Annotated in this window: 18 protein-coding genes; 11 read left to right on the top strand and 7 right to left on the bottom strand. The window is 71.7% G+C overall.

The genetic code is table 11. The features are described from left to right. Nucleotides 1-39 precede the first annotated feature (39 nt). Entirely contained in the window at nucleotides 40-1,389 is a 1,350-nt protein-coding gene (locus ACLQ29_RS28600) for a hypothetical protein (RefSeq protein WP_425774529.1), read from the bottom strand. A gap of 82 nt (nucleotides 1,390-1,471) precedes the next feature. On the opposite strand from ACLQ29_RS28600, the gene murD reads away from it, so the two are divergent. Further along, entirely contained in the window at nucleotides 1,472-2,818 is a 1,347-nt protein-coding gene (murD, locus tag ACLQ29_RS28605) for a UDP-N-acetylmuramoyl-L-alanine--D-glutamate ligase (protein ID WP_425774530.1), read from the top strand. Nucleotides 2,819-2,904: 86 nt separating this feature from the next. Here the strand turns inward: murD and ACLQ29_RS28610 are convergent, their stop codons facing one another. After that, nucleotides 2,905-3,870 carry a hypothetical protein gene (locus ACLQ29_RS28610; protein ID WP_425774531.1) on the bottom strand — a complete coding sequence of 322 codons (966 nt, stop codon included), beginning with the start codon at nucleotides 3,868-3,870 and terminating at the stop codon, nucleotides 2,905-2,907. A 73-nt stretch (nucleotides 3,871-3,943) separates the two neighbouring features. Here ACLQ29_RS28610 and ACLQ29_RS28615 point away from each other — a divergent pair, with 73 nt between their 5' ends. Then, nucleotides 3,944-4,813, top strand: coding sequence for a hypothetical protein (locus ACLQ29_RS28615; RefSeq protein ID WP_425774532.1), 870 nt, complete (start codon nucleotides 3,944-3,946; stop codon nucleotides 4,811-4,813). A gap of 85 nt (nucleotides 4,814-4,898) precedes the next feature. Beyond that, complete coding sequence (locus tag ACLQ29_RS28620) at nucleotides 4,899-5,714, top strand: hypothetical protein (protein ID WP_425774533.1); 816 nt, start codon at nucleotides 4,899-4,901, stop codon at nucleotides 5,712-5,714. A gap of 150 nt (nucleotides 5,715-5,864) precedes the next feature. Here ACLQ29_RS28620 and ACLQ29_RS28625 read toward each other — a convergent pair whose 3' ends face one another. Then, nucleotides 5,865-6,689: an SDR family NAD(P)-dependent oxidoreductase gene (locus tag ACLQ29_RS28625; RefSeq protein ID WP_425774534.1), complete on the bottom strand. Its 825-nt coding sequence runs from the start codon at nucleotides 6,687-6,689 to the stop codon at nucleotides 5,865-5,867. Between the two features lie 289 nt (nucleotides 6,690-6,978). After that, nucleotides 6,979-7,965, bottom strand: a complete 987-nt coding sequence (locus ACLQ29_RS28630) for an N-acetylglucosamine kinase (protein ID WP_425774535.1) — start codon at nucleotides 7,963-7,965, stop codon at nucleotides 6,979-6,981. Between the two features lie 207 nt (nucleotides 7,966-8,172). Between ACLQ29_RS28630 and ACLQ29_RS28635 the strand changes: the two genes are divergently transcribed. Genes ACLQ29_RS28635 through ACLQ29_RS28655 form a run of 5 tightly spaced genes read left to right on the top strand, consistent with a single transcriptional unit; the run spans nucleotide 8,173 to nucleotide 13,239 of the window. Then, the gene (locus ACLQ29_RS28635; protein ID WP_425774536.1) at nucleotides 8,173-9,177 is read left to right on the top strand and encodes a MurR/RpiR family transcriptional regulator; all 1,005 of its coding nucleotides are present in this window, start codon (nucleotides 8,173-8,175) and stop codon (nucleotides 9,175-9,177) included. Continuing rightward, complete coding sequence (locus ACLQ29_RS28640) at nucleotides 9,174-9,923, top strand: sugar isomerase domain-containing protein (protein ID WP_425774537.1); 750 nt, start codon at nucleotides 9,174-9,176, stop codon at nucleotides 9,921-9,923. The genes ACLQ29_RS28635 and ACLQ29_RS28640 overlap by 4 nt, the downstream gene beginning before the upstream one ends. 26 nt (nucleotides 9,924-9,949) lie before the next feature. Then, on the top strand, nucleotides 9,950-11,386 hold the full coding sequence (ngcE, locus tag ACLQ29_RS28645; RefSeq protein WP_425774538.1) for an N-acetylglucosamine/diacetylchitobiose ABC transporter substrate-binding protein: 1,437 nt from the start codon (nucleotides 9,950-9,952) through the stop codon (nucleotides 11,384-11,386). Nucleotides 11,387-11,404: 18 nt separating this feature from the next. Next, entirely contained in the window at nucleotides 11,405-12,313 is a 909-nt protein-coding gene (locus tag ACLQ29_RS28650; RefSeq protein ID WP_393362721.1) for a carbohydrate ABC transporter permease, read from the top strand. Further along, a complete protein-coding gene (locus ACLQ29_RS28655) occupies nucleotides 12,313-13,239 on the top strand; it encodes a carbohydrate ABC transporter permease (RefSeq protein WP_425774539.1) in 927 nt (308 codons plus the stop codon). Before ACLQ29_RS28650 ends, ACLQ29_RS28655 begins: the two co-directional genes overlap by 1 nt. Nucleotides 13,240-13,243: 4 nt before the next feature. On the opposite strand, the gene ACLQ29_RS28660 is transcribed toward ACLQ29_RS28655, so the two are convergent. After that, complete coding sequence (locus ACLQ29_RS28660; RefSeq protein ID WP_425774603.1) at nucleotides 13,244-14,941, bottom strand: ABC transporter ATP-binding protein; 1,698 nt, start codon at nucleotides 14,939-14,941, stop codon at nucleotides 13,244-13,246. A 50-nt stretch (nucleotides 14,942-14,991) separates the two neighbouring features. Further along, nucleotides 14,992-16,719 carry an ABC transporter ATP-binding protein gene (locus tag ACLQ29_RS28665; RefSeq protein WP_425774540.1) on the bottom strand — a complete coding sequence of 576 codons (1,728 nt, stop codon included), beginning with the start codon at nucleotides 16,717-16,719 and terminating at the stop codon, nucleotides 14,992-14,994. 120 nt (nucleotides 16,720-16,839) lie between these two features. Here ACLQ29_RS28665 and ACLQ29_RS28670 point away from each other — a divergent pair, with 120 nt between their 5' ends. Together ACLQ29_RS28670 and ACLQ29_RS28675 are read left to right on the top strand one after the other, a co-directional pair. After that, the gene (locus ACLQ29_RS28670; RefSeq protein ID WP_425774604.1) at nucleotides 16,840-18,549 is read left to right on the top strand and encodes a bifunctional 3'-5' exonuclease/DNA polymerase; all 1,710 of its coding nucleotides are present in this window, start codon (nucleotides 16,840-16,842) and stop codon (nucleotides 18,547-18,549) included. A 310-nt stretch (nucleotides 18,550-18,859) separates the two neighbouring features. Then, the gene (locus tag ACLQ29_RS28675) at nucleotides 18,860-19,453 is read left to right on the top strand and encodes a nucleotidyltransferase family protein (RefSeq protein ID WP_425774541.1); all 594 of its coding nucleotides are present in this window, start codon (nucleotides 18,860-18,862) and stop codon (nucleotides 19,451-19,453) included. A 17-nt stretch (nucleotides 19,454-19,470) separates the two neighbouring features. Here ACLQ29_RS28675 and ACLQ29_RS28680 read toward each other — a convergent pair whose 3' ends face one another. Beyond that, the gene (locus ACLQ29_RS28680) at nucleotides 19,471-19,917 is read right to left on the bottom strand and encodes a substrate-binding domain-containing protein (protein WP_425774605.1); all 447 of its coding nucleotides are present in this window, start codon (nucleotides 19,915-19,917) and stop codon (nucleotides 19,471-19,473) included. A gap of 83 nt (nucleotides 19,918-20,000) precedes the next feature. Between ACLQ29_RS28680 and ACLQ29_RS28685 the strand changes: the two genes are divergently transcribed. Continuing rightward, nucleotides 20,001-21,320: a collagen-binding domain-containing protein gene (locus ACLQ29_RS28685; protein ID WP_425774606.1), complete on the top strand. Its 1,320-nt coding sequence runs from the start codon at nucleotides 20,001-20,003 to the stop codon at nucleotides 21,318-21,320. Nucleotides 21,321-21,363 lie beyond the last annotated feature (43 nt).

Here is a 21,363-nt window from a genome sequence, read left to right on the forward strand (position 1 = left end):
TGGCAATAACCTCATGATCAACGCGGGGGGCGGGGGGGGTTAGGTGAGGGAGGTGAGGGCTTTGGCGTAGGTGGGGGGGATGTGGTTGGGGCCGCCCGGGGTGAAGACGTCCGAGTGGGCCACCGCGGACCAGGCTGTTGCCGGGACGGCGTCGACCAGGGCCCGGATCACCGGGGCGTCGCGCCACTGGTCCTGTTCGGCGAGCAGACCGAGGGCCACCACCGACTCCTCGACCTCGCCCACGCACTCGAACGGCTTGTGCCCGTCCACGCCCAGCAGCTCGCGGTAGCCGGGGATCTGCTCCGGGTCGGCGAGCAGGTCCCTGCCGAAGATGTGGGTGATCCGCTCCCGCGGCATGAAGGGCGCCATGGCCAGGAAGACGAACCGGCACTTCGGGCAGTCACGACACCAGCGCTCGCTCGCGTCCCGCAGTTTGAACGCGGCGTTGCAACTGGTCACCACGTCGTCGTACCGGGTGAACTCGGCGAACAGTCGCGCGATGTGCAGCTCGGACAGCGAGCGCAGCAGCGAGAAGTACGGTTCGGTCAGGCCGGCGTGCTCGGCCAGCGACGCCCGCAGCAGCCCCTCCGCCTCGACACCCTTGGACCACTGGTGGTTGATCTCGTGACCGTCCCAGACCAGGTTCGGGTCGGACGCCGAGCGCTCGTTGGACATCACCACCGGGCCCAGCCCGTGCAGCACCGCGGTCGCCACCGCGATCAGCGAGTTGATCGCCGTCACCGGGATGTGTCCGTTCAGCGCACCGGCCGCGTTCAGGTCGAACAGCACCGGGTCGATCCGCCGACGGGCGGCAAGCGGGATCAGCCCGGATGCCTCGTTCACCGAGACGATCACGTGGTTCGGGTTGACCGAGAAGGGCACCGGGTCCAACTCGGCCCGGCGCAGCGCCTCCAGGCTGACGATCGAGTCCTTGCCGCCGCCGACCGCCGAGAGCGGACGACGATCGGAGTCGTCGTAGACGCGCGGCGCGTCCGGCGAGCCGGCCGGCACCTCCGGGCGCAGGTGGAGCACGTGCGGCAGGTGGTTGCGGTACGCGTACTCGGCGAGGCCCTTGGTGTAGACGGCCGTGACGTAGTCGACGGTGGCCGCGCCCAGCGGCGCCGGCAGCACCAGCCGGGGCGGCGCGGCGGTCTTGTAGTAGCTGACCCCGGCGACCAGGTGCAGCACCTCCAGCACCCGGCCGAGGGTCGCCACCGTCTCGTCCGACGGCGGCTCCGCCGGCAGCGGAAGGGTGATCACCTCGGTGAACCGCTGCTCACCTGTCGGACCGGTGAGCGCGTAGTCGAACAACACCTCGCCGGTGGCGAAGTCGATCGAGTAGGACGGGAAGGTGAAGGCGTCCATCCGCCGGAGCTGCTCGTTGGGCACACGCCATACTAGGCCCTGGTTCGTCCGGCCGTGTCCGGACCGGGCCCGCCCCGCTGCCGCCGCGACCCCCGAGGAGAGCCCAGTGCGCCTGTCCGACCTGCGCGGACGTACCGTCGCCGTCTGGGGCACCGGCCGGGAGGGGCGGGCCGCTGTGACCGCCATCGCCGCGCACGGTCCGGCCGGGCTGGTCGCCGTCGACGACAGCGCCAACTTCCTGTCGCTGCCCTGGGACGGCCCGCTGGCCGAGGCGGCGCCGCTTGTCACAGGTGAGGCGGGCTTCGAGCGGCTGGCCGCCGCCGACGTGGTGGTCCGGTCCCCGGGCGTGCCGCAAACCCACCCGTGGCTTGTCGAGCTGCGCCGACGCGGGGTCCCGGTCACCCAGGGCACCGCGCTGTGGATGGCCGACCACGCCGCGCGCACCGTCGGTGTCACCGGCAGCAAGGGCAAGAGCACCACCTCCAGCCTGATCAGCCACCTGCTCACCGCGACGGGCCGGCCGAACGTCTTCGGCGGCAACATCGGAGTGCCGACCCTGGACCTGCCCGAGGCGGAGCTGTACGTGCTGGAGCTGTCCAGCTACCAGTGCAGCGACCTCACCGACTCGCCCCGGGTGGCGGTCGTCACCGCGCTCTTCCCCGAGCACCTGGACGCGCACGGCGGGGAGCGGGAGTACTACCGGGACAAGCTCAACCTGCTCGCCCACGACCCGCAGACGATCGTGGTCAACGGCGGCGACCCCCGGCTCGCCGCCGAGCTGGGGGAGCTGCCGGCGGTCCGGGCCGGTCGGCCCGACACCACCCACGTCGCGGCCGGCATCGACGGTACGCCGTGGTTCCACCTCGGTGACCAGCCGCTCTTCCCGCGCGCCGTGCTGCCGCTCGTCGGCCGGCACAACGAGGGCAACCTGTGCGTCGCCCTCGCCGTGCTCGACGCGCTCGGCATCGACGTGGTGGCCGGCAAGGACCACCTCGCCGTCGCGGTCGCCGCGTTCCAGGGGCTGGCCCACCGGCTCACCGAGATCACCGACCCGTCCGGGTTGACCTTCGTCGACGACACCCTGGCCACCAGCCCGTACGCGGCCATGCACGCCATCGACGCGTACGACGGGAGGCCGTTGACGGTGATCGTCGGGGGCAACGACCGGGGTCTGGACTACACCCCGTTGGCCGAGCACCTGGCCGAGCGGGAGTTGACGGTCATCGGGATCCCGGACAGCGGGCCCCGCATCGTCGAGGTGCTCGCCGGCCTGCCGAAGGTGCGTACCGAACTGGTCGACGACCTGGTGGACGCGGTGCGGCTGTCCCGGGAGGTGACCCCGGCCGGCGGGGTGGTGCTCCTGTCGCCGGCCGCGCCCAGCTACGGCCGGTTCCGCAACTTCGAGCACCGCTCCGAGGTCTTCGCCCAGGCCGTCGCCGACACCGCCGGCTGAGCCCGGCTCAGGGGACGCCGCCGGCTGACTCCGGCTCGGCGGACGCCCGGCTGGCTGAGCCCGTCTCAGCGGACGCTGGCTGGCTGTCAGGGTGCGGGCAGCCGGGCGTGCAGGGCGCGCATTGAGCGGATCGCCGAGCGGATCTCCTGGAGGTAGCGCCCCGGCGTGAGGGTCTGCTCGGGGAGGACCGCCAGGTCGCCCAGGGCCGGGTCCACGCCGACGGTGTCGATGCCGCACCCGTACGGCAGGGCCAGGGTGCGCAGCGCGTCGCAGTGCTGGAACGGCACGTAGATCGGCGCGGTGACCATCAGTATCTCATCGCCCGGGGCGACCCGCGCGTGCCCGGCCCAGAAGCGCTGCGTGTCGGCGGTGTGCGCGCGCCGCCGCTGCGGTTCGCTGGACGGCGCGGCCAGCACCCGTACCGGTGGCAGGCTCGCCGGCCGGTAGGTCCGCGAGGACCAGGAGTGGTGCGGGTGACCCGCGTCGACGCCGGCCCGCTCGCTGGGGGCAGTCACCCCGAACAGCCGCCGGACCGCCGTGTCCAGCACGTCCACCTCGGTGGCGTCGGCGGGCAGGCCGGCATCGGCAAGCGTGCGCCGTTCCCAGTCCGACAGCGGCCGGAAACTACCCAGCACGGCGACCTCGCCGGTCACCCGCAGGCCGGCGCGCAGCAGGTGCGCGGCGTAGGCGACCCGGCGCACACAGGCGTGCGCCAGACCGCCGAGGACAACCAGGTGGGCGTACGCCGGTCGGGTGGGCGGCACCGGCCGGACCAGGCCGAGCCCCGCCGCCGCGGCGAGCACCAGCTCGGCCGTCTCGGGGTCGAGGTCCGGCTCCCGGGCCTCGGGCCGTTCCCGGCCACCCCGGAAGTCCCAGTGCGTCGCCGAGAACTCGTCGAGAAACCGCAGCACCTCGGCCAGGTCACCGTCGGGCCAGGTACCGCCGAAACGGGCGACCAGGGCGCGGATCGGGTCTGCGGCCACCCAGCGGGCGACGCCGGCGGCCGGGTCGCCCGGCGCACCGACAGGCAGCGGTACGGGCAGCTCGGGCACCGCAGGATCGTACCGGGGCGGCGTTGTCGTCCCGTCGTACGCTGACCTCAGTCGGCGCCCGGGAGGTACCTCGATGTCCGATCTGCTCCGCCGCCCCCGTGCCGGCCGGATCGCCTCGGCGGGTGGATTCGTCCGACTGCTGGCGCACACCGATCCGGTCGCGTTGGTCGGCATCCTGCTGTCCCTCTCGCTCTCCGTGACGCTGGACCTGACCAACGCGGCAACGGGGGTGGAGTCGCTGCTGGCGGGACTGATGGGCACCACCATCTCGCTGCTCGTCGACTCGTTGGCCCGCGCCGAACGCCGGTTCCACCTGCGGACCCTCCTGGAGGGGCCGCACTGGCTGGTCCACGCGGTGCCGGAGGTGGTCACCGGCAGCCGGGAGGCGGTCGAGCGGTACCCGGGCACCCGGGTGGCCGACGAGGCCCGGCGTCGCTTCGAGCGGTTGCGGGCCGAGACCGAACAGCTGCGCGTCGGCCGGATCATCCGGCCCGGCGGCGACTGCCAGGACCTGCTCGGCGGCACCCGCGAGTGCGTACGGCGGTTGGACGCGGTGACGAACGTGATGCCGAGAGCCAGCGGCGAACTGAGCTGGTGGCGCGGCGAGATCGGCCGGCACTACTGGGCGGCGAACACCGAGGCGCTGGCCCGGGGCGTACGGATCACGCGCGTGTTCCTGCACGCCGGCCTCAGCGACGAGCTGACCGAGTTGGTGCGGGCCCAACGCCGGGCCGGGGTGCGGGTGGGCCTGTTGCCGTGGGGCGTGGTCGACGCCTCCCGGCACGTCAACCTGACCCTGTGGGACGGCACGGCGTGCTGGGAGGGGCGGATGAGCGCGCACGGCGAGATCACCGAGAACCAGTTCTCCCTGAACGGCGGGGACCTGGCCCGGCTGACCGACGTCTTCGAGGCCTGCGTCGAGGCGGCGACCTTCCTCGACTGATCGCGACGTCGGCGGACCGCTGATCGCGGCGTCGACTGATCGCGACGTTGGGTGACCGTGACGACGACCGGAGGGTGGGCCGCCGATGACCGTCCAAGCCGTACTGCTGGTGACCGCGGTCGTCTGGGCGGTCAGTCTGATCCGGTCGGTGCGGATGCGTGCGCTGGTCTACAGTCTCCCGCTGCCGATGACGCTGGCCCTGGTCAGCACCGGGCACCAGGTGCAGGGCGCGCAACTGCTCGGGGTGCTCGGCCTCAACCTGTTCTTCGTCGTCGTGGCGGTCACGCACCACCGGCTGCACTGGCCGATTCTGATCGCCGACGCCGCCGGGATCATCGGGTACGTGGCGCTCAGCGCGGGACTGCTCGCCGTACCGGTGCCGTTCTGGCCGGCGCTGGCCGGCACGGTGGCGCTCTGGGCGGTGACGATGCTGGTGCTGCGCCGACAACACCCCGCGACGACAACGCCGCGGGCGACCGTGCCGCAGGCGGGGGCTGTGCCGCCGTCGACAGTGCCGCAGGTGAGGGCTGGGCCGCCGGTGGGGGAGGGCCCGCGAACCCGGCTGCCGGCGGCGGCCAAGCTGCTGGTGATCCTGGTGGGTGCGACGTTCACCGGGCTGCTCGGCGAGCTGCTTCGCGCGATGGTGGTGACCTTTCCGTACTCCGGGGTGCTGGTGGCCATCGAAGGCCGCCGCGACCTGGTGGCGTTCACCCGGCACTTCGCCCGCAACAGCCTGGCGCTCGTCGGCTTCCTGGCGGCGTACCACGTCTGGCAGGACACCTCGACGGCCGCCGCGCTGGCGGCCGGCTGGGTGGCGTTCGCGGCGGTGGCGGTGGCGCTGCACACGGCGACCGCCGGCGGCGCGGCCCGGGGTCGCGCGGCGTTGCCGGCCGTCGGATGAGCGGACCCACCGGACGCGGCGCAGGGCAGTCCGGCCGGGATCGGTGGGAGCGTGAGCTGTTGCTCCTGTCCGAAAATGAACGTCGCCTGCCGTGCGCGTCGGCACCGACCCGCAGGGCCGGCTCGGCACCGACGCCAAGCCGAGCTGTCCTCAGATCGCGAGGGCCCCGCCGTCCACGGGAAGCAGTACGCCGTGGATGTGTGACGCCTCTTCGCTGGCGAGGAAGATCACCGCCGCGGCGGTATCCTGCACGGTCCCCGTACGCCTGTCCGGGTTGCCCTCGGCAAGCTTCTCCAGGATGGGGCGGAGGTTCTCGTTCGCCTCCGTGATGGTGGGTCCGGGGGCGACGGTGTTCACCCGCACACCGTCAGCGGCCAGCTCCGCGGCCCACGACCTCGTCAGCGAGTGCAGGCCCGCCTTGCTGGCGCCGTACAGCGAGGTGAACTTGATTCCGTCGACGCCGCCGATCGAGCCCATGTTGATCACGGAGCCGCCGCCGTGCTCCACCATGCTGGGCACCAGGGCCGCCGTCAGCAGGTACGGGGCCTTGACGTTGACCTCCAGCACCAGGTCGATCTGTTCCTCGGTCGACTCCGTCATGGGGTGCGGCGGCACGAGGAAGGCCGCATTGTTGACCAGGATGTCGATCGGCCGACCCGCCAGGGCCGTCGCCTCCTGTGCGAGGCGGCGGACCGCGGAGCCACCCGCGGAGAGGTCTGCCTCGACGAAGTGGGCGATGCCGCCCGCCGCGACGATTCCGTCGACGATCCGAGCACCTTGCTCCGGGCCAAGTCCGGTCACGATGACGATGGCGCCCTCGCGGGCCATCGCCTCCGCCACGCCGCGCCCAATTCCGCTCGTCGAGCCCGTGACCAGCGCGGCACGCCCTTTGAGGCGATTCATGTCAGTACCTCCGGTTGTGACGATGACGTCGATGGACGCGGAACGGCTAACCCTCTCGTCGAACCGATCCATATTTGCTTGACCAAGCAAGCATATACCCTGATGTGTCAACCGCTAGCGGAGCCAGGTGCGCTGCCGAGACCGCATCCCCGTATCGGCCGTCCGGGCGACCGGCCGACGATCCCTCGCCGTGCGGACACGCCGCTGCCGTCGCGTGCCCCCGCCGCGATCGTGCTCGGTTCTGGCGCCGCGCACCGGCGATCGCGCTAAATCGTGGAAGGAGTCCCCTCGTCGCGGGCGGAGGGAACGACAACCTGGACCGAGTGCGATCATGCGCGCGGAGCGCCGCGCGGTCGGGGCTTCAGGTGGTGGGGAACAGGCGGGCGTGCAGGGCTGCCGGGTCGGTGACCTCGGGTAGGTCGCGGGCGGCGAGCCAGGCCGCGGCGGCGGCACCGTCGCCGGCGGTACGCAGTGGCGCGTTCGGCCAGTGCCGGGCGAGCTCGGTTCGGACGGCGGTGGCCAACGGGGTGTCCGCGGTGAGTAGTCCGCCGCCGAGCACGACCGGTGTCGTCGCGTCGGCGGGGCGGATTCGGCTCACGCTTTCGGCCAGATGGGCTGCGGCCTCGGCGATCAGTGCGACGGCTACGGGTTCGCCGTGGCCGGCGGCGGTGATGACACGTGGCGCGAGTTGGGCCAGTTCGATGGGGGCTCGGCGGGTGACGGTCTGGATGACGGCGTCCACGGTGGCCCGGGGGCGGGCGGCGATCTCGGCGCTGCCCAGCAGTTCGGTGAGCACCGCCGTGGCAAGCGGCCCGGGTGTGCGGCCGACGTCCAGGTCGGCGAGCAGTCGGCGTACCGACTCGCGGCCGAGCCAGAAGCCCGAGCCGGTGTCGCCGAGGAGCCAGCCGTGACCGTCGGCGATGCGGTCGAGCCGCAGGTCGTGGACCTGTGCGGTGATCGCGCCGGTGCCGGCGATGAGCACGGTTCCGTCGGGTGCGGCGCTGCCGGAGGCGTAGGCGACAAGTGCGTCGCTGTGCACCGCGTACGGGCAGCGAAGGCCGGCGTCGTGCCAGGCCTTGTCGAAGGCCGCCCGGCCGGCGGGGTCGGCGAGCAGCCGGCCCGCCCCGGCCAGCCCGATGGTGCCGGCGACCACACGTGTCGGGTCGAGATCGGCGAGCGCCTCGCGGAGCGCGGTCAACAGCTCGGCGGCGGCCCGTTCGGCGCCGTGACTTGTGGGGTTGCCACCGCCGGCGCGGCCGGTGCCGACACGGTCCCCGCTGAGGGTCAGGGCGGTCGCCCGGGTGGACGTGCCGCCGACATCGAGACCGATCACGAGGGTGTCGGGCATCGGCACGGAGCCTCCTTGGTTGGTACGGCGATTGGGCCTGTTCATGCTGGTCGGCGAGGTGTTGCGGGGCAAGTTTCGACGGGCGCAGCGGGCTGTGCACCAGGTAACAGTTTGAAAACTTCGCCCACAGTCTTGACACGGAGGGGCGTTCAGTAAGAACTTTTACCACTAACAGTTAACAGTCTTTTCGGAAAGCTGAGGCGACTCATGGTTGATCACGAGGTGGACACCGCCGCGGGGACCGCGGTGGTCGACGCCGACGCGATCGATCGAAGGAACTCGCCCTCCGACGGGGTGTTGGCGCGGGTTCGCAACGGGCTCGGCGAGTTGACCGGCGCGCTGCGGCGCGTCGCCGAGCATGTGCTGAGCGACCCGGAGGCCGCCGCCCGATCCACTATCGTCGAGCTGGCCGAGCGCAGCGGCACCTCACCGGCCACCATCACCCGCTTCTGCCGGGCGATGGGCTTCGAGGGCTACGCCGACCTGCGGCTGGGCATCGCCTCCGAGACCGGTCGGGCCCGCTCGGCCGGCTGGACCGTCGACATCGGACGGGAGATCCAGCCGAGCGACCCGCTCGCCCGGGTGCTCGACCAGATCATGGCCGCCGACACCCGGGCCATGCACGACACCGCCACCCTGCTCGACCTGAGCGAGGTGGAACGGGCCGCCGTGGCGATCGCCGGGGCCAGCAGGGTGAACATCTTCGGCGCGAGCGGCAGCGCGCTCGTCGGCGAGGAGATGCAGTTCAGCCTGCACCGCATCGGCGTGGCCGCGTGGGCGTGGAACGACATCCACGAGGGGCTGGCCAGCGCCGCGTTGCTGCGCAGCGGGGACGTGGCGCTGGGCATCTCGCACACCGGGCAGACCCGGGAGACGATCGAGATGCTCGCCGAGGCGGGCAGCCGGGGCGCCACCACGCTCGCGCTCACCGGCTTCCCGCGCTCACCGTTGGCCGAACTGGCCGACATCGTGCTGCTCACGGCCAGCCAGGCCACCACCTTCCGGCCGGACGCCCTCTCCGCCCGGCACCCCCAACTGGTGGTGCTGGACCTGCTCTACATCGCCGTCGCCCAACGTACGCACGACCGCGCCCACGCGGCCTTCCGGCGGACCGCGCAGGCCGTCGACGGCCACAAGGCAGCCAAGAGGTTGTCGGGAAACCCGCAGCCGACGCCAGGTTTCCCGACAACCTCTGAAGGGGTCCGGTCATGATCAGCGCCCAGGGGTACGCGGACGCCGTTCGCCCGGTGCTCGACCGACTGCTCGACTCGGAGGCCGACGGGATCAGCAGAGCAGCCGATCTCATCGCCGACAGCCTGCGCGACGGCGGGGTGCTCCAGGCGTTCGGCGCCGGGCACTCCGAGGCGTTCGCCGCCGAGCTGGTGGCCCGGGCCGGAGGGCTGGTCCCCACCAACCGGCTCTCGGTGCGGGACCTGGTGATGCACGGTGACGCCCCGCGTGACGTGCTCGCCGACCCGAAGCTGGAACGCGACCCCTCGATCGCCCACCAGATCTACGCGCTCGCGGCGCCGCAGCCGCGTGACGTGTTCGTGGTGGCGTCCCAATCCGGCATCAACGGCTCGGTGGTAGAGCTGGCGGCGCTGGTCACCGAGCGCGGTCATCCGTTGATCGCGGTCACCTCGGTCGAGCACACGGCACGGGTCGCTCCACGGCATCCGTCCGGTCAGCGGCTCGCCGACCTCGCCGACGTCGTGCTGGACAACGGCGCGCCGTACGGCGATGCACTGCTGCCGCTCGAGGGCGGCGGCGCGGTCTGTGCGGTCTCCTCGGTCACCACGGCGCTGCTGGCGCAGCTGCTGACCGCGGAGGTCGTACGACGGTTCCACCAGGCCGGAGAGGTGCCCCCTATCTACCTCTCCGCCAACGTCCCCGGAGGGGACGAGCACAACATCGCCCTCGAGTCGCGGTACGCCGGGCGACTCCGGCGTACCGCCTGACCCGAATTCCACAAGGAGAGACGACGATGTCGATTACCCCCGAACACCCGGCCGCGCTCGACCGTCGCACGGTGCTGCGTCGCGCCGCCGCCGTGGGCATGCTCGCCACTCCGGCCATCGGCCTGCTCAGCGCCTGCGCGACGAGCAGCGGTGACAAGGAGACCGAGCAGGTCGCCGGTGGCACCAAGAGCGAGAAGAACCCGCTCGGCGTCAAGGAGGACGCCGCGATCGAGGTGATCATCTTCAACGGCGGTTACGGCGAGAAGTACGCCACCGACGTGCACGAGCCGCTCTACAAGACCGCGTTCCCCAAGGCGGAGGTCAAGCACCAGGCCACGCAGGCTGTCTCCACGGTGCTCCAGCCGCGGTTCGCGTCCGGCAACCCGCCGGAGTTCGTGAACAACTCGGGCGAGAAGCTGATGGACTTCGGTGCGCTGGTCAACGACGGCCAGCTCCAGGACCTCACCGAGCTGTGGGACGCCCCGTCGGTGGACGACCCGAGCAAGAAGGTCCGCGACACCGTGGTGCCGGGCACCGTCGAGGCGGGTTCGTTCAACGGCAAGCCGTTCGTCCTTTACTACGTCTCCACCGTCTTCGGCATCTGGTACTCCGGCAAGCTGTTCAAGGACAACGGCTGGGCGCCGGCGAAGACCTGGGACGACTTCATCGCCCTGCTCACCAAGATCAAGGCCAAGGGCATCACCCCGTACGGCTACGCCGGGGCGAACGCGGCCTACTACCAGTGGAACGTCATCCTCACCCAGGCTGCCAAGATCGGCGGCACCGATGTGCTGAAGAACATCGACAATCTGGAGGACGGCGCCTGGAAGCAGGACGCGATCAAGCAGGCCGCCACGGCGTGGGCCGAGGTCGGCGCGAAGTTCAGTGACAAGAGCTTCGAGGGTCTCAAGCACACCGACGTGCAGCTGCGGCAGAACCAGTACAAGGTCGCCCTGTACCCCAGCGGTGACTGGCTGGAGGGTGAGCAGAAGCAGGACACCCCGGCCGGCTTCGACTACCAGCTCATGCCGGTGCCGAGCCTGACCGCGTCGGACAAGCTCCCGGCCACGGCACTGCGGGCCACCGCGGGTGAGGGCTACTTCGTCTCGGCGAAGAGCAAGAACCCCAAGGGCGGCCTGGAGTACATGCGTCAGATGCTGTCCAAGGCGGGCGCCAAGGGCTTCACCGAGGTGGTCAAGGCCCCGACCGTGGTCACCGCCGGCTCGGACGGCTTCGCCTTCCCGCCCGGTGTGGCCAGCTCGCAGGCCGCGCTCAAGGCGGCCGGCCAGGACGTGTTCAACCTGTACTTCGACGGCTGGTACAAGGAGCTCGACACGGAGGCGCGGACCGCCACCAACGAGCTGATGTTCGGCCGGATCAACGCGGACGCCTTCGTGGAGCGGATCCAGAAGCGCGCCGACGCGATCAAGAAGGACACCTCGGTCGCCAAGTTCAAGCGCTGATCGATCGGAGCTAGGGTCATGCGGCACGGCAAATACCCATTCGTGATCGGGTTCCTGTTCGCCCCGGTCGCGCTGTACGTGACCTTCGTGATCTGGCCGTACGCGCAGGCGTTCCAGATCTCGATGACCAACTGGCGGGGGCTGTCGGCCCCGCGGTACGTGGGCTTCGACAACTTCCGGAGGTTGTTCGACGACGGCGCCTTCTGGAAGGCGGTCCAGCACCACGGCGTACTGCTCCTTGCCCTGCCGCTGATCACCATCGCCATCGCGTTGTTCTTCGCCTTCCTGCTCAACGTGGGCGGCAAGAGCAGCGGCGGTCAACGCCAGGGGGTCTGGGGGTCGAAGTTCTACCGGGTGGTGTTCTTCTTCCCCCAGGTCCTGGCGGTGGCCATCATCGCGGTGTTGTTCCAGACCGTGTACCGACCGAACGAGTCCGGCCTGATCAACGGCGTGCTGATGAAGCTCGGGCTGGATCCGGTCCTGTTCCTCATCAAGCCGAACCTGGCGCTCTGGTCGATCATCGCGGTGCTGGTCTGGCAGGCCGTCGGCTTCTACGTGGTGCTCTTCTCGGCCGGAATGGCCTCCATCCCGGGTGAGATCTACGAGGCGGCGGAGATGGACGGGGCGAGCAAGGTGACCCTGTTCTTCCGGGTCACCCTGCCGCTGCTCTGGGACACCCTCCAGGTGGCCTGGGTCTACCTCGGCATCGCGGCGTTCGACTGCTTCGCCATCGTCTCGGTGCTCTCGATCGATGCCGGTGGACCGGACGGCGCGACGACCGTGCTGGCCGTGGAGATCTACCGCAACGCCTTCACGTACCAGAAGTACGGCTACGCCTCGGCCATGGGTGTGGCGCTGTTCTTCCTCACCATCACCTTCGCGGCGCTGACGCTGCGGCTCACCAAGCGGGAAAGCGTGGAGTACTGATGAACCCGCAGTCGACGCTGCCGCCGACACCGGCGGCGCTACCGCCGAAGACCGGCGACCCGAAGGCAACCGGCGGACGGGGAGGTCGGAGCCCTCGCTCGGAGGTGCGGCTCTTCGCCGGCCTGGGGCACGTCGCGCTCGCCGTGTGGGCGGTGATCGTGATCGTGCCGATCCTCTGGACCTTCCTCGCCGCGTTCAAGAACACCGGCGAGATCTTCAGCAGCCCGTGGACGCTCCCGGCGGAGCTGCGCTGGGAGAACTTCGGGCGGGCCTGGACCAAGGCGAGGGTCGGCCGGTACTTCCTGAACAGCGTGATCGTGGTCGGGGGCAGCACGATCCTCACCATGCTGCTCGGCTCGATGGCGGCGTACGTGCTGGCCCGCTACCGGTTCTGGGGCAACCGGGCGATCTACTACCTGTTCGTCTCCGGCTTGGCCTTCCCGGTCTTCCTGGCCCTGGTGCCGCTCTTCTTCGTGGTGAAGCAGCTCCACCTGTTGGACACCCACCTCGGCGTGGTGCTGGTCTACTCCGCGTACTCGTTGCCGTTCACGGTGTTCTTCCTGGCCGCGTTCTTCAAGACGCTGCCGTCGTCGGTGGCCGAGGCGGGGATGATCGACGGCTGCGGGCACACCCGGCTGTTCTTCCAGGTCATGATGCCGATGGCGAAGCCGGGCCTGATCAGCGTGGCGATCTTCAACATCATCGGTCAGTGGGCGCAGTACCAGCTCCCGTTGGTGCTGCTCTCCAGCGAGGACAAGTGGGTGCTCACTCAGGGCATCGCACAGATCTCGGTAAACGCCGGCTACGAGGCGGACTGGTCCGGGTTGTTCGCCGCGCTGACCCTCGCCATCCTCCCGATGATCATCGTGTACGCGGTCTTCCAACGCCAGATCCAGGCCGGTCTCACCGCGGGCGCCGTCAAGTAGCAGGTCACCTCGGGCGCTCGTCGGCCCGACTGTGCCAGGAGCGCCAGAGCGCCGAGTACGCCCCGTCGGCAGCCACGAGGTCGTCGTGGCTGCCGATCTCGGTGATCCGGCCCTCGGCCAGCACGGCGACCCGGTCGGCATCGTGCGCGGTGTTGAGCCGGTGCGCGATCGCGATGACGGTTCGCCCGACCAGCACGGCGGCCAGCGCCCGTTCGGTACGGCGGGCGGTGCTCGGGTCGAGCGCGGCGGTCGCCTCGTCGAGGATCAGCGTGTGCGGGTCGGCGAGCACCAACCGGGCCAGCGCGAGCTGCTGCGCCTCGGCGGCGCCGAGCTGCCGGGCCCCGTCGCCGAGCTGGGTGTCCAGGCCGTCGGGCAGCGCGGCACACCAGCGGGCGCCCACTGTGCCGAGCGCGGCGCGCATCTGCTCGTCCGACGCGTCCGGCGCGGCGAAGGCGAGGTTGTCGCGTACCGAGCCGATGAACACGTGGTGCTCCTGCGTGACCAGGGCGATGCGCCGTCGACGTTCGGCGGGGTCGAGGTCGGTGACCGGGCAACCGCCGATGCTGACCACGCCGTGGCGGGGCGCGTCGATCCCGGCCAGCAGCCGGGCCAGGGTGGACTTGCCGGCGCCCGACGGACCGACGACGGCCAGCCGCTCACCCGGCTGCACCTCCAGGTCGATGCCGTGCAGCACGTCCGGCCCACCGGAGTAGGAGAACCGCGCCCCGCGGACGACGACCTGTTCGCCACGTGACGTGGCCGCCCGACCGGGTGGCTCCGGCGGGACCATGCCCACGCCGAGCACCCGGGCGTACGACGCGAAACCACGCTGCGCCTGCTCGGTCCACTGCAACATCCGGTCCATCGGGTCGATCGCCCGTTGCAGGTAGAGCGCGGCGGCGACCACCGCGCCGAGGGTGACCTGGTCCCGGGAGAGCAGGTGGCCGCCGACGAGCAGGACCAGGGCGATCGGCAGCGGGTAGCTGGCCTCGACGACGGAGAAGAACACCGTACGCAGCCTCAGGGTCGCCCGCCGGGCCTGCCACAACCGGGTGATCCGGTCGGTGCAGTGCCGGATCCGGTCGTCGGTCAGCCGCAGCGCCTCCACCGTACGCGCGCCCGCCGCGGTGGTGGTCAGCGTCTCGGTCAACTCGGCCGCCGCCGCGCCTTCGGTCAGGTAGGCGGGACTGGCCCGGCGCAGGTACCAGCGGGCGGCCGCCACGATCGACGGGAGCCCGGCCAGCGCCGCCAGGCCGAGCAGCGGATGCAGCAGGAAGATCGCCCCGAACAGCAAGGTCAACTGCACCGAGGAGATGACGATCGTGGGCACGACGTCCCGCACGGTCGTCCCGACCGTCGACACGTCGACCGAGCTGCGCGTGGCCAGGTCGCCGGAGCCGGCGCGCTCGACGACCGAGACGGGCAGGCCGAGAGTCCGGGAGACGAACTCCTCCCGCAGCTCGGCGATGGCCCGTTCACCGAAGCGGTGGCCGGCGTACTGGGCGTAGCGGGAGAGCAACGCGCTGACCAGGACGCAGCCGGCGATGGCCAGCGCCAACCGGTCCACTGTGGCCACCGTGGCGCCCACGGTGACCCGGTCGACGATGGTGCCCAGCAGCCACGGCGGGGCGAGCCCGGCGACCGCGGCAGCGGCGTGCAGCGCCAGCACGACACCTACCGCGCGGCGATGCCGGCTGATCATCTCGCGCAGGGCACGACGGACGGTGCTCCGGTCGGCCACCGGCAGCCGGCTCACCGGTAGACCTCCTCGGTGTCGGTGGGCTGGTCGAGATCCGCGCTGCCCCGGGACACCAGACGCCGGTAGTCGGCGTCGGAGTCGAGCAGGTCGGCGTGACTGCCGGTGGCGGCGATCCGGCCGGCGCTCAGGTACGCGACCAGGTCGGCCCGGCCGAGCAGCAGCGGCGAGGTGGCGATCACCACAGTCGTCCGCCCGGCCCGCGCGGCGCGCAGCCGTTCGGCGATCCGCGCCTCGGTGTGCGCGTCCACCGCCGAGGTCGGGTCGACGAGGATCAGCACCTCCGGCTCGGCGAGGAGCGCCCGGGCCAGGCGGACCCGTTGGCGCTGACCGCCGGAGAGGGTCCGGGCCCGGGCGTCCAGCGGGGTGTCCAGCCCGGCGGGCAGGGCGTCGACGATGTCGTCCGCCGAGGCGGTCCGCAGGGCCACGCGGATCCGGGTGTCGTCGGCCCCGGGGCCCAGCACGTCCCGCAGCGCACCGGCGAAGAGGTACGAGTCGTAATCGGCGACCAGGATCCGGGAGCGGACCTCGTCCAGGGCGACAGCCGTCAACGGCACGCCACCCCAGGTGGTGTCGCTGACGGCGTACCTGCCGAGTCGGTCGGCCAGCGCCACGGCCGCCGCCGGGTCGTCGGCGGCCACCCCGGTCAGCCGGCCGGCGGGCACGGTCAGACCGGTCTCCGGGTCGTGCAGGTCGGCGGGGTCGGCCGGCGCCGGCCTGGCGTCCGGTCGGCGTGCGTCGGGCACCGAGCCCGACCACCGACGACCCGGGCCGCCGACCTCGTCCGGGGTCACCGTCAGCAGGTCGACGATCCGTCGGGCGGCGACCCGCCCCCGGATCAGCTGGTGGCTGCCCTCCAGCAGGAACCAGACCGGCACGATCAGGGTCGCGACGTAGCCGTAGACGGCGACCAGCTCGCCGATCGTGACGGCACCGGTCACCGCCATCCGAGCCGTCAGCCACACCACCGCGGCCAGGAACAACCCGGGGATGGCGACGCTCGCCGCGTCGATCCAGCTGTTCAGCGCGCCGACCCGGTAACCCTCGGCGCGCAGGTCCTGGGATCTGTCCACGTACCGCCGGGCGAACAGGTCCCGCCCACCCACCCCGGCGAGCACCCGCAGCCCCGCCACGATGTCCCCGGAGCGGGCGGTGAGCGCGCCCTGCTGCCGGCGGTAGACCGACTCGGCCCGCTCCAGGCGGCGCAGCAGGGGGCCGACGACCAGGCCGACCGCCGGCACTCCGAGCAGCACGCAGAGCGCCAGCAGCGGGGAGATCGACCAGAGCACCACGGCGATGATCCCGTAGGCGACGACCGCGCCGAAGCCCGGACCGGTAATCGTCAGCACCTGCGCGGACCAGTCGATGTCGGAGCCGCCGATGGTGGACACCTCGCCCGCGCCGACCCGGCGCGGCAGCACCGCGCCGATCCGGGACAGGTGGCGCAGCAGCACCTCCGCCGAGCGCGCCTTGGCGTCCTCCCGGATGAAGGTCATCGTGCGGTGCCGCATGATGCCGAGGTAGGACAGGGCCACCCCGGCGACGACGATCGCCGCGACCCAGAACGCCAGGGCCCGCGTGTCGCCCGTGCGCAGCCCGTCGTCGACGGCCCGGTAGATCAGGTAGGGCCGGGCGGAGAGCCCGATCATCCAGGCCGTGCCGATCAGGCTGCCGCGCAGCACCCGCCAGGGTTGGCAGCGGACCAGCCACCACAGGTATCGCATCGGACCCAGGGTGTTGGGGGTGCCAGGGTCGGAATGCGGGATCTGCGGGGGCACCTGACCACGCTACCGAGCGTCTCCGACACCCGGCCGACCCGACGCCGGTGAGGTGTGCCTCCGTTTCTGTCGCAAGGGGGAGGCAGAATCACGTTCGTGCTGGTGGCGGTGGTGTCCGACGAGCGAGGTGGCGGAGTGCTGTGCTCCCTCGGCGTCGACGGTCGACCGGCGGGCCCGGCCGAGGTCGTCGTCGACCTGGCCGCCGCGGTCGCCGCCCGCGAGGCCGCCGAGCATCCGCGGTGGGTCTGGTCCACCGCCACCTCCGTCTACCCGCCGCTGCTGCGCGCCGGGGTCCGGGTCGACAGGTGTCACGACGTGGAGTTGACCGAGGCGTTGCTGCTCGGGCAGGCCGGCCGCTGGGGTGAGCCGCGCTCGCTGGCCGCGGCCTGGGCCCGGCTCACCGGCGCGTCGGTGCCACCCGACCCACCGCCGCGCGCCGTCGCGCCCCCCGGGCACGGCCAGGGCGCGCTCTTCGACACACTGCCCGGCCCGTCGGGGCCGGGCATCGACGCACTGATCCGGGTGTACGCCGATCAGCTCGCCCGCATCGCCGCGACCGAGCACCCGGGCCGGTTCCGGCTGCTGGTGGCCGCCGAGTCGGCTGGCGCGCTGATCGCGGTGGAGATGGGTGCCGCCGGGCTGCCGTGGCGTGCCGACGTGCACGACAAGATCCTGCACGAGCTGCTCGGCGATGCGTCCCCGGTCGGTGGCCCGCCACGCCGGCTCGCCGAGCTGGCCGCCCGGATCGCCGACGCGTTCGGCGTACGCCGACTGCACGCCGACTCCCCGGCGGAGCTGTTGAAGGCGTTCGCTCGGGCCGGGGTGGAGCTGCCCAACACCCGGGCCTGGGTGCTGCGCGGGGTCGACCATCCGGCGGTGCCGTTGCTGCTGGAATACAAGGAGCTCTACCGGATCTGGACGGCGCACGGCTGGTCCTGGCTCGAGCAGTGGGTGCGCGACGGGCGGTTCCAGCCGGAGTACGTGCCGAGTGGGGTCGTCTCCGGCCGCTGGGCGACCCGGGGCGGTGGCGCGTTGCAGATCCCGAAGGTGATCCGCCAGGCGGTGGTGGCCGATCCGGGCTGGCGGCTGGTGGTCGCCGACGCCGGTCAGTTGGAGCCGCGGGTGCTGGCGGCGGTATCCGGCGACGCCCGGCTGGCGGCGGCGGGCGGGGCCGGCGACCTCTATGCCGCGCTGGCGCGTGACTCGTTCGGCGGTGACCGGGCCAAGGCCAAGGTGGCGCTGCTCGGCGCGATGTACGGCCAGACCGGTGGCGCGGCGCTGCCCGCGTTGGCGGTGCTCAAGCGCAGCTACCCGACGGCGTTCGGTTACGTCGAGGCGGCGGCGCGCACAGGTGAGGCGGGTGGGTTGGTGCGGTCGTGGCTGGGGCGGACGTGCCCGCCCGGCTCGGTGGGGTTCGGCGATCCCGACGACGCGCCTTCCGATCCGGACGGGGCGGCCGACCCCCACGGTCCCCGGGCTCGTGCCGCGCGTTCCCGGGGCCGCTTCACGCGCAACTTCGTCATCCAGGCGACCGCTGCCGAGTGGGCCTCCACGTTGCTGGCCACGCTGCGCACGGAGTTGGCCGGCACCGACGCGGAGTTGGTCTTCTTCCAGCACGACGAGGTGGTCGTGCACGCGCCCGCCGCGCAGGCGGAGGCGGTCGCCGAGGCCGTGACCAGGTGCGGCGAGCAGGCCTCCGCGTTGCTCTTCGGTGCGACGCCGGTCCGGTTCCCGCTTGATCTGTCCATCGTGGACTGCTACGCCGACGCGGCCTGACCGCGGGTCGTTGGGTGGCCCGACGGGTGCCCCGGCAGTGGGGCGGCTCGGCGGTCGCGCTGTCTCCGGAGGCGCGCTGATCGCGGCTCGACGGCGGGCGGGCTCCCGCTGGTCGACGACACGACGTCGGCCGGCGCTCGGCATCCTCCGGCTGCGGCGGGAGGTGCCAGGCGTGTAACGGTTGTGCTATTTCTCCTTTTCGCCCCGCTACTCTCGGCCGGCCGTCCTCGTTGCAGTGTCCGTAGGAGGGGGCGGATCGGTCGCGGTCGCTCCCACGCTTGAGGGGGCGCAGCTGAACGGGATCGCAGGAATGATCATCGCCGCGGGCGGGGGCCGACGGATCGGTGGTCCCGAGGCGCTGCTGCACCAGGGTGAGAAGCCACTGGTCAACCAGATGATCGACACGATGACCGAGGCGGGCTGCGAGCAGATCGTGGTCGTGCTGGGCGCCGCCGCTGAGCAGGTCCGGGAAACCGCCGACCTGGGCGGGGTCACCGTCGTCATCAACAAGGCGTGGGGCACCGGGGTCGGCTCGTCCATCCGGGCCGGCCTGGCCGCCATGGACGACAAGGGGATCGAGGCGGTGGTGGTGGTTCCGGTCGACATGCCCGGGCTGACCGCCGTCGCCGTCCGGCGGGTGGCCGCGTTGCCGTACCCCGATGTGTTGGTCTGCGCCACCTACGACGGGCTGCGTGGCTACCCGATGCTCTTCGGCCGGCGGCACTGGTCCGGCATCGCCACGCTGGCCAGCGCCGACGTGGGCGCCCGACCGTACCTGCTGGCGCACAAGGACCAGATCGTCGACATCGCGTGCGACTCGGTGGCCGACGGCAGTCGGGTCGACACCCCGGCGTTGATGGAGTTCTACGGGCTCACCGTCCCGCCGCAGCGCGTCGAGGTGTAGACCGCCGACCGGCGGTGTCAGCGCGGCTGGCGCGTGGTGGCCCGTGCCACGACGTGCCATCGGTGCCGCGTCGAGTCAGCGGTGGGGAGCCCGAGCGCCACGCGTGCGCAGTCGGTGCCCTGGTCGCGCAGGGACTGGGCCAGGGTGGTCAGCCCGGCGTCCGCCGCCGCGTCCGCGTCGTCCCAGCCGGTCAGGGTCAGGTCGTCGGGTACGCGCAGGCCAGCTCGTGCGGCGGCGCGCAGGGCACCGAGGGCGAGTTCGTCACTCATCGCGGCGATGGCGTCCGGTGGCTCGGTGCCCAGGAGCAGCTCGAGAGCGAAGGCCTCCCCTTCGCCGCCGCGATTGACCGCGCTCGTCGCGGTGGTGATTTCGGCACTAAATAACCTTTTAGGGTGATTCTGCGCCTCATGTAGCCCCCTGCTGCGAAGCGGCTCGTTACCGGTTCGTGATACTTGGTGAGACAGTGAAAACGAGAGCGCGCACCAGCGTGGGCGTTCGACGCCTCCTCTTGCCCCTGGTGGGAGGGGCGACCGCCGTCCTGCTGGCGATGCTGGCGACCACCTCCGAGGCCCAGCCCCGGCTAGCCGTCGATCCGGTGGCCGGTACGCAGGGCTTCCTGGTCATGACCGCCGGAGACGCGCGGCTGATCGGTGCCGAGAACGAGGGGACCATCGCGGTCGGGGGCAACCTCAGCTTCGGCAACTATTCGGTCGCCGGGAGCAGCGCCGGCTCGTTTGTGGTGCCGCCGGACAGTAACCCGACGGCCCTCCTGGTGGGCGGCCAGGTCGACTTCGCCGCCAGCGTCCCCGGGTCGCGACTGCAGGTGTTGCAGAACGGCTACGTGAAGATCGGCGACCTGACCGGCACGTTCGTCCGCGACACCGACAACAACAGCGCGGCGGTCAACACCCGGGTCCTGCCGGCGAACGACTACGAGGCATCACCCCGGGTCGAGCTCGTGACCAGGCAACCCGTGGCGAGTGTCGGGCCCTCCTCGCCGCTGGATTTTGGCGGCGCGTTCGAGGGTTTCCGCGCGACCGCCACCAGTCTGGCCACCTGTCAGCAGAACGTCGTGCTGACCACCCCGGAGGGTGCGCCGTTGCCCCGGCCCGTTCCCCCGGGCAGCAACGCCGTGGTCACCCTCGCCCCGGGTGTCACTAACGTGCTCAATCTGTCGGCCAGCGACCTTGCCAACATCTCGGTGCTCACCTTTGCCGACCAGCCCACCCCCGACACGCCACTGCTTGTCAACGTGGACACCAGCGGCGTCGGCGACGCGTTCGTCTGGCGGGCGCCGAACTTCGCCGGGATCGGCGGAGACCAGGCCAGATACATCCTGTTCAACCTCCCGACCGCCACCTCGATCACGCTCACCGAGGACAGCGCGACGCTGGAGGGCACGATCTACGCGCCCAACGCCGCCCTGAACGCCGCGACGAACGGCAACATCGAGGGAAGCATCATCAGCCGGACCCTGACGCACGACGGCGGGGAGATCCACGACTTCCCGTTCTCGACGCTGCTGAACTGCTCCCAACCGACGCCGACACCGACAGCGTCGACACCGACGCCCACACCGACGGGGCCGACGCCGACACCGACGACGACGCCTACACCGACGACACCGACGCCCACACCGACGGGGCCGACGCCGACACCTACCGGGCCGACGCCGACGCCTACCGGGCCGACCTCCGCACCGACGACCCAGCCGCCGGTGAGCCCGACGGGCTACCCGACCAAGCACCCGTTGCCGGTCACCGGCACCTCGTCCGGGCCGATGCTCGGGATAGGGACCGCCGGAGTCGGCCTCGGCGTGGGCCTGCTACTGCTGGCCCGACTGAGACTGCGACGTAACGAGAACTGACACTGGCGACGGTGGGCCCAGGACACGGTCCTGGGCCCACCGT

The organism is Micromonospora sp. DT228 (assembly GCF_049841595.1).
In the GTDB taxonomy this organism is placed as follows: domain Bacteria; phylum Actinomycetota; class Actinomycetes; order Mycobacteriales; family Micromonosporaceae; genus Micromonospora.

What these genes read in the sequence shown, in the direction of transcription:
- ACLQ29_RS28620 (WP_425774533.1), top strand. Translation starts at nt 4,899, where the DNA reads ATGACCGTCCAAGCCGTACTGCTGGTGACCGCGGTCGTCTGGGCGGTC.
- ACLQ29_RS28675 (WP_425774541.1), top strand. Translation starts at nt 18,860, where the DNA reads ATGATCATCGCCGCGGGCGGGGGCCGACGGATCGGTGGTCCCGAGGCG.
- ACLQ29_RS28685 (WP_425774606.1), top strand. Translation starts at nt 20,001, where the DNA reads ATGCTGGCGACCACCTCCGAGGCCCAGCCCCGGCTAGCCGTCGATCCG.
- ACLQ29_RS28640 (WP_425774537.1), top strand. Translation starts at nt 9,174, where the DNA reads ATGATCAGCGCCCAGGGGTACGCGGACGCCGTTCGCCCGGTGCTCGAC.
- ACLQ29_RS28665 (WP_425774540.1), bottom strand. Translation starts at nt 16,719, where the DNA reads ATGCGATACCTGTGGTGGCTGGTCCGCTGCCAACCCTGGCGGGTGCTG.
- ACLQ29_RS28625 (WP_425774534.1), bottom strand. Translation starts at nt 6,689, where the DNA reads ATGGATCGGTTCGACGAGAGGGTTAGCCGTTCCGCGTCCATCGACGTC.
- ACLQ29_RS28635 (WP_425774536.1), top strand. Translation starts at nt 8,173, where the DNA reads ATGGTTGATCACGAGGTGGACACCGCCGCGGGGACCGCGGTGGTCGAC.
- ngcE (WP_425774538.1), top strand. Translation starts at nt 9,950, where the DNA reads ATGTCGATTACCCCCGAACACCCGGCCGCGCTCGACCGTCGCACGGTG.
- ACLQ29_RS28615 (WP_425774532.1), top strand. Translation starts at nt 3,944, where the DNA reads ATGTCCGATCTGCTCCGCCGCCCCCGTGCCGGCCGGATCGCCTCGGCG.
- ACLQ29_RS28660 (WP_425774603.1), bottom strand. Translation starts at nt 14,941, where the DNA reads ATGATCAGCCGGCATCGCCGCGCGGTAGGTGTCGTGCTGGCGCTGCAC.
- ACLQ29_RS28655 (WP_425774539.1), top strand. Translation starts at nt 12,313, where the DNA reads ATGAACCCGCAGTCGACGCTGCCGCCGACACCGGCGGCGCTACCGCCG.
- ACLQ29_RS28650 (WP_393362721.1), top strand. Translation starts at nt 11,405, where the DNA reads ATGCGGCACGGCAAATACCCATTCGTGATCGGGTTCCTGTTCGCCCCG.
- ACLQ29_RS28630 (WP_425774535.1), bottom strand. Translation starts at nt 7,965, where the DNA reads ATGCCCGACACCCTCGTGATCGGTCTCGATGTCGGCGGCACGTCCACC.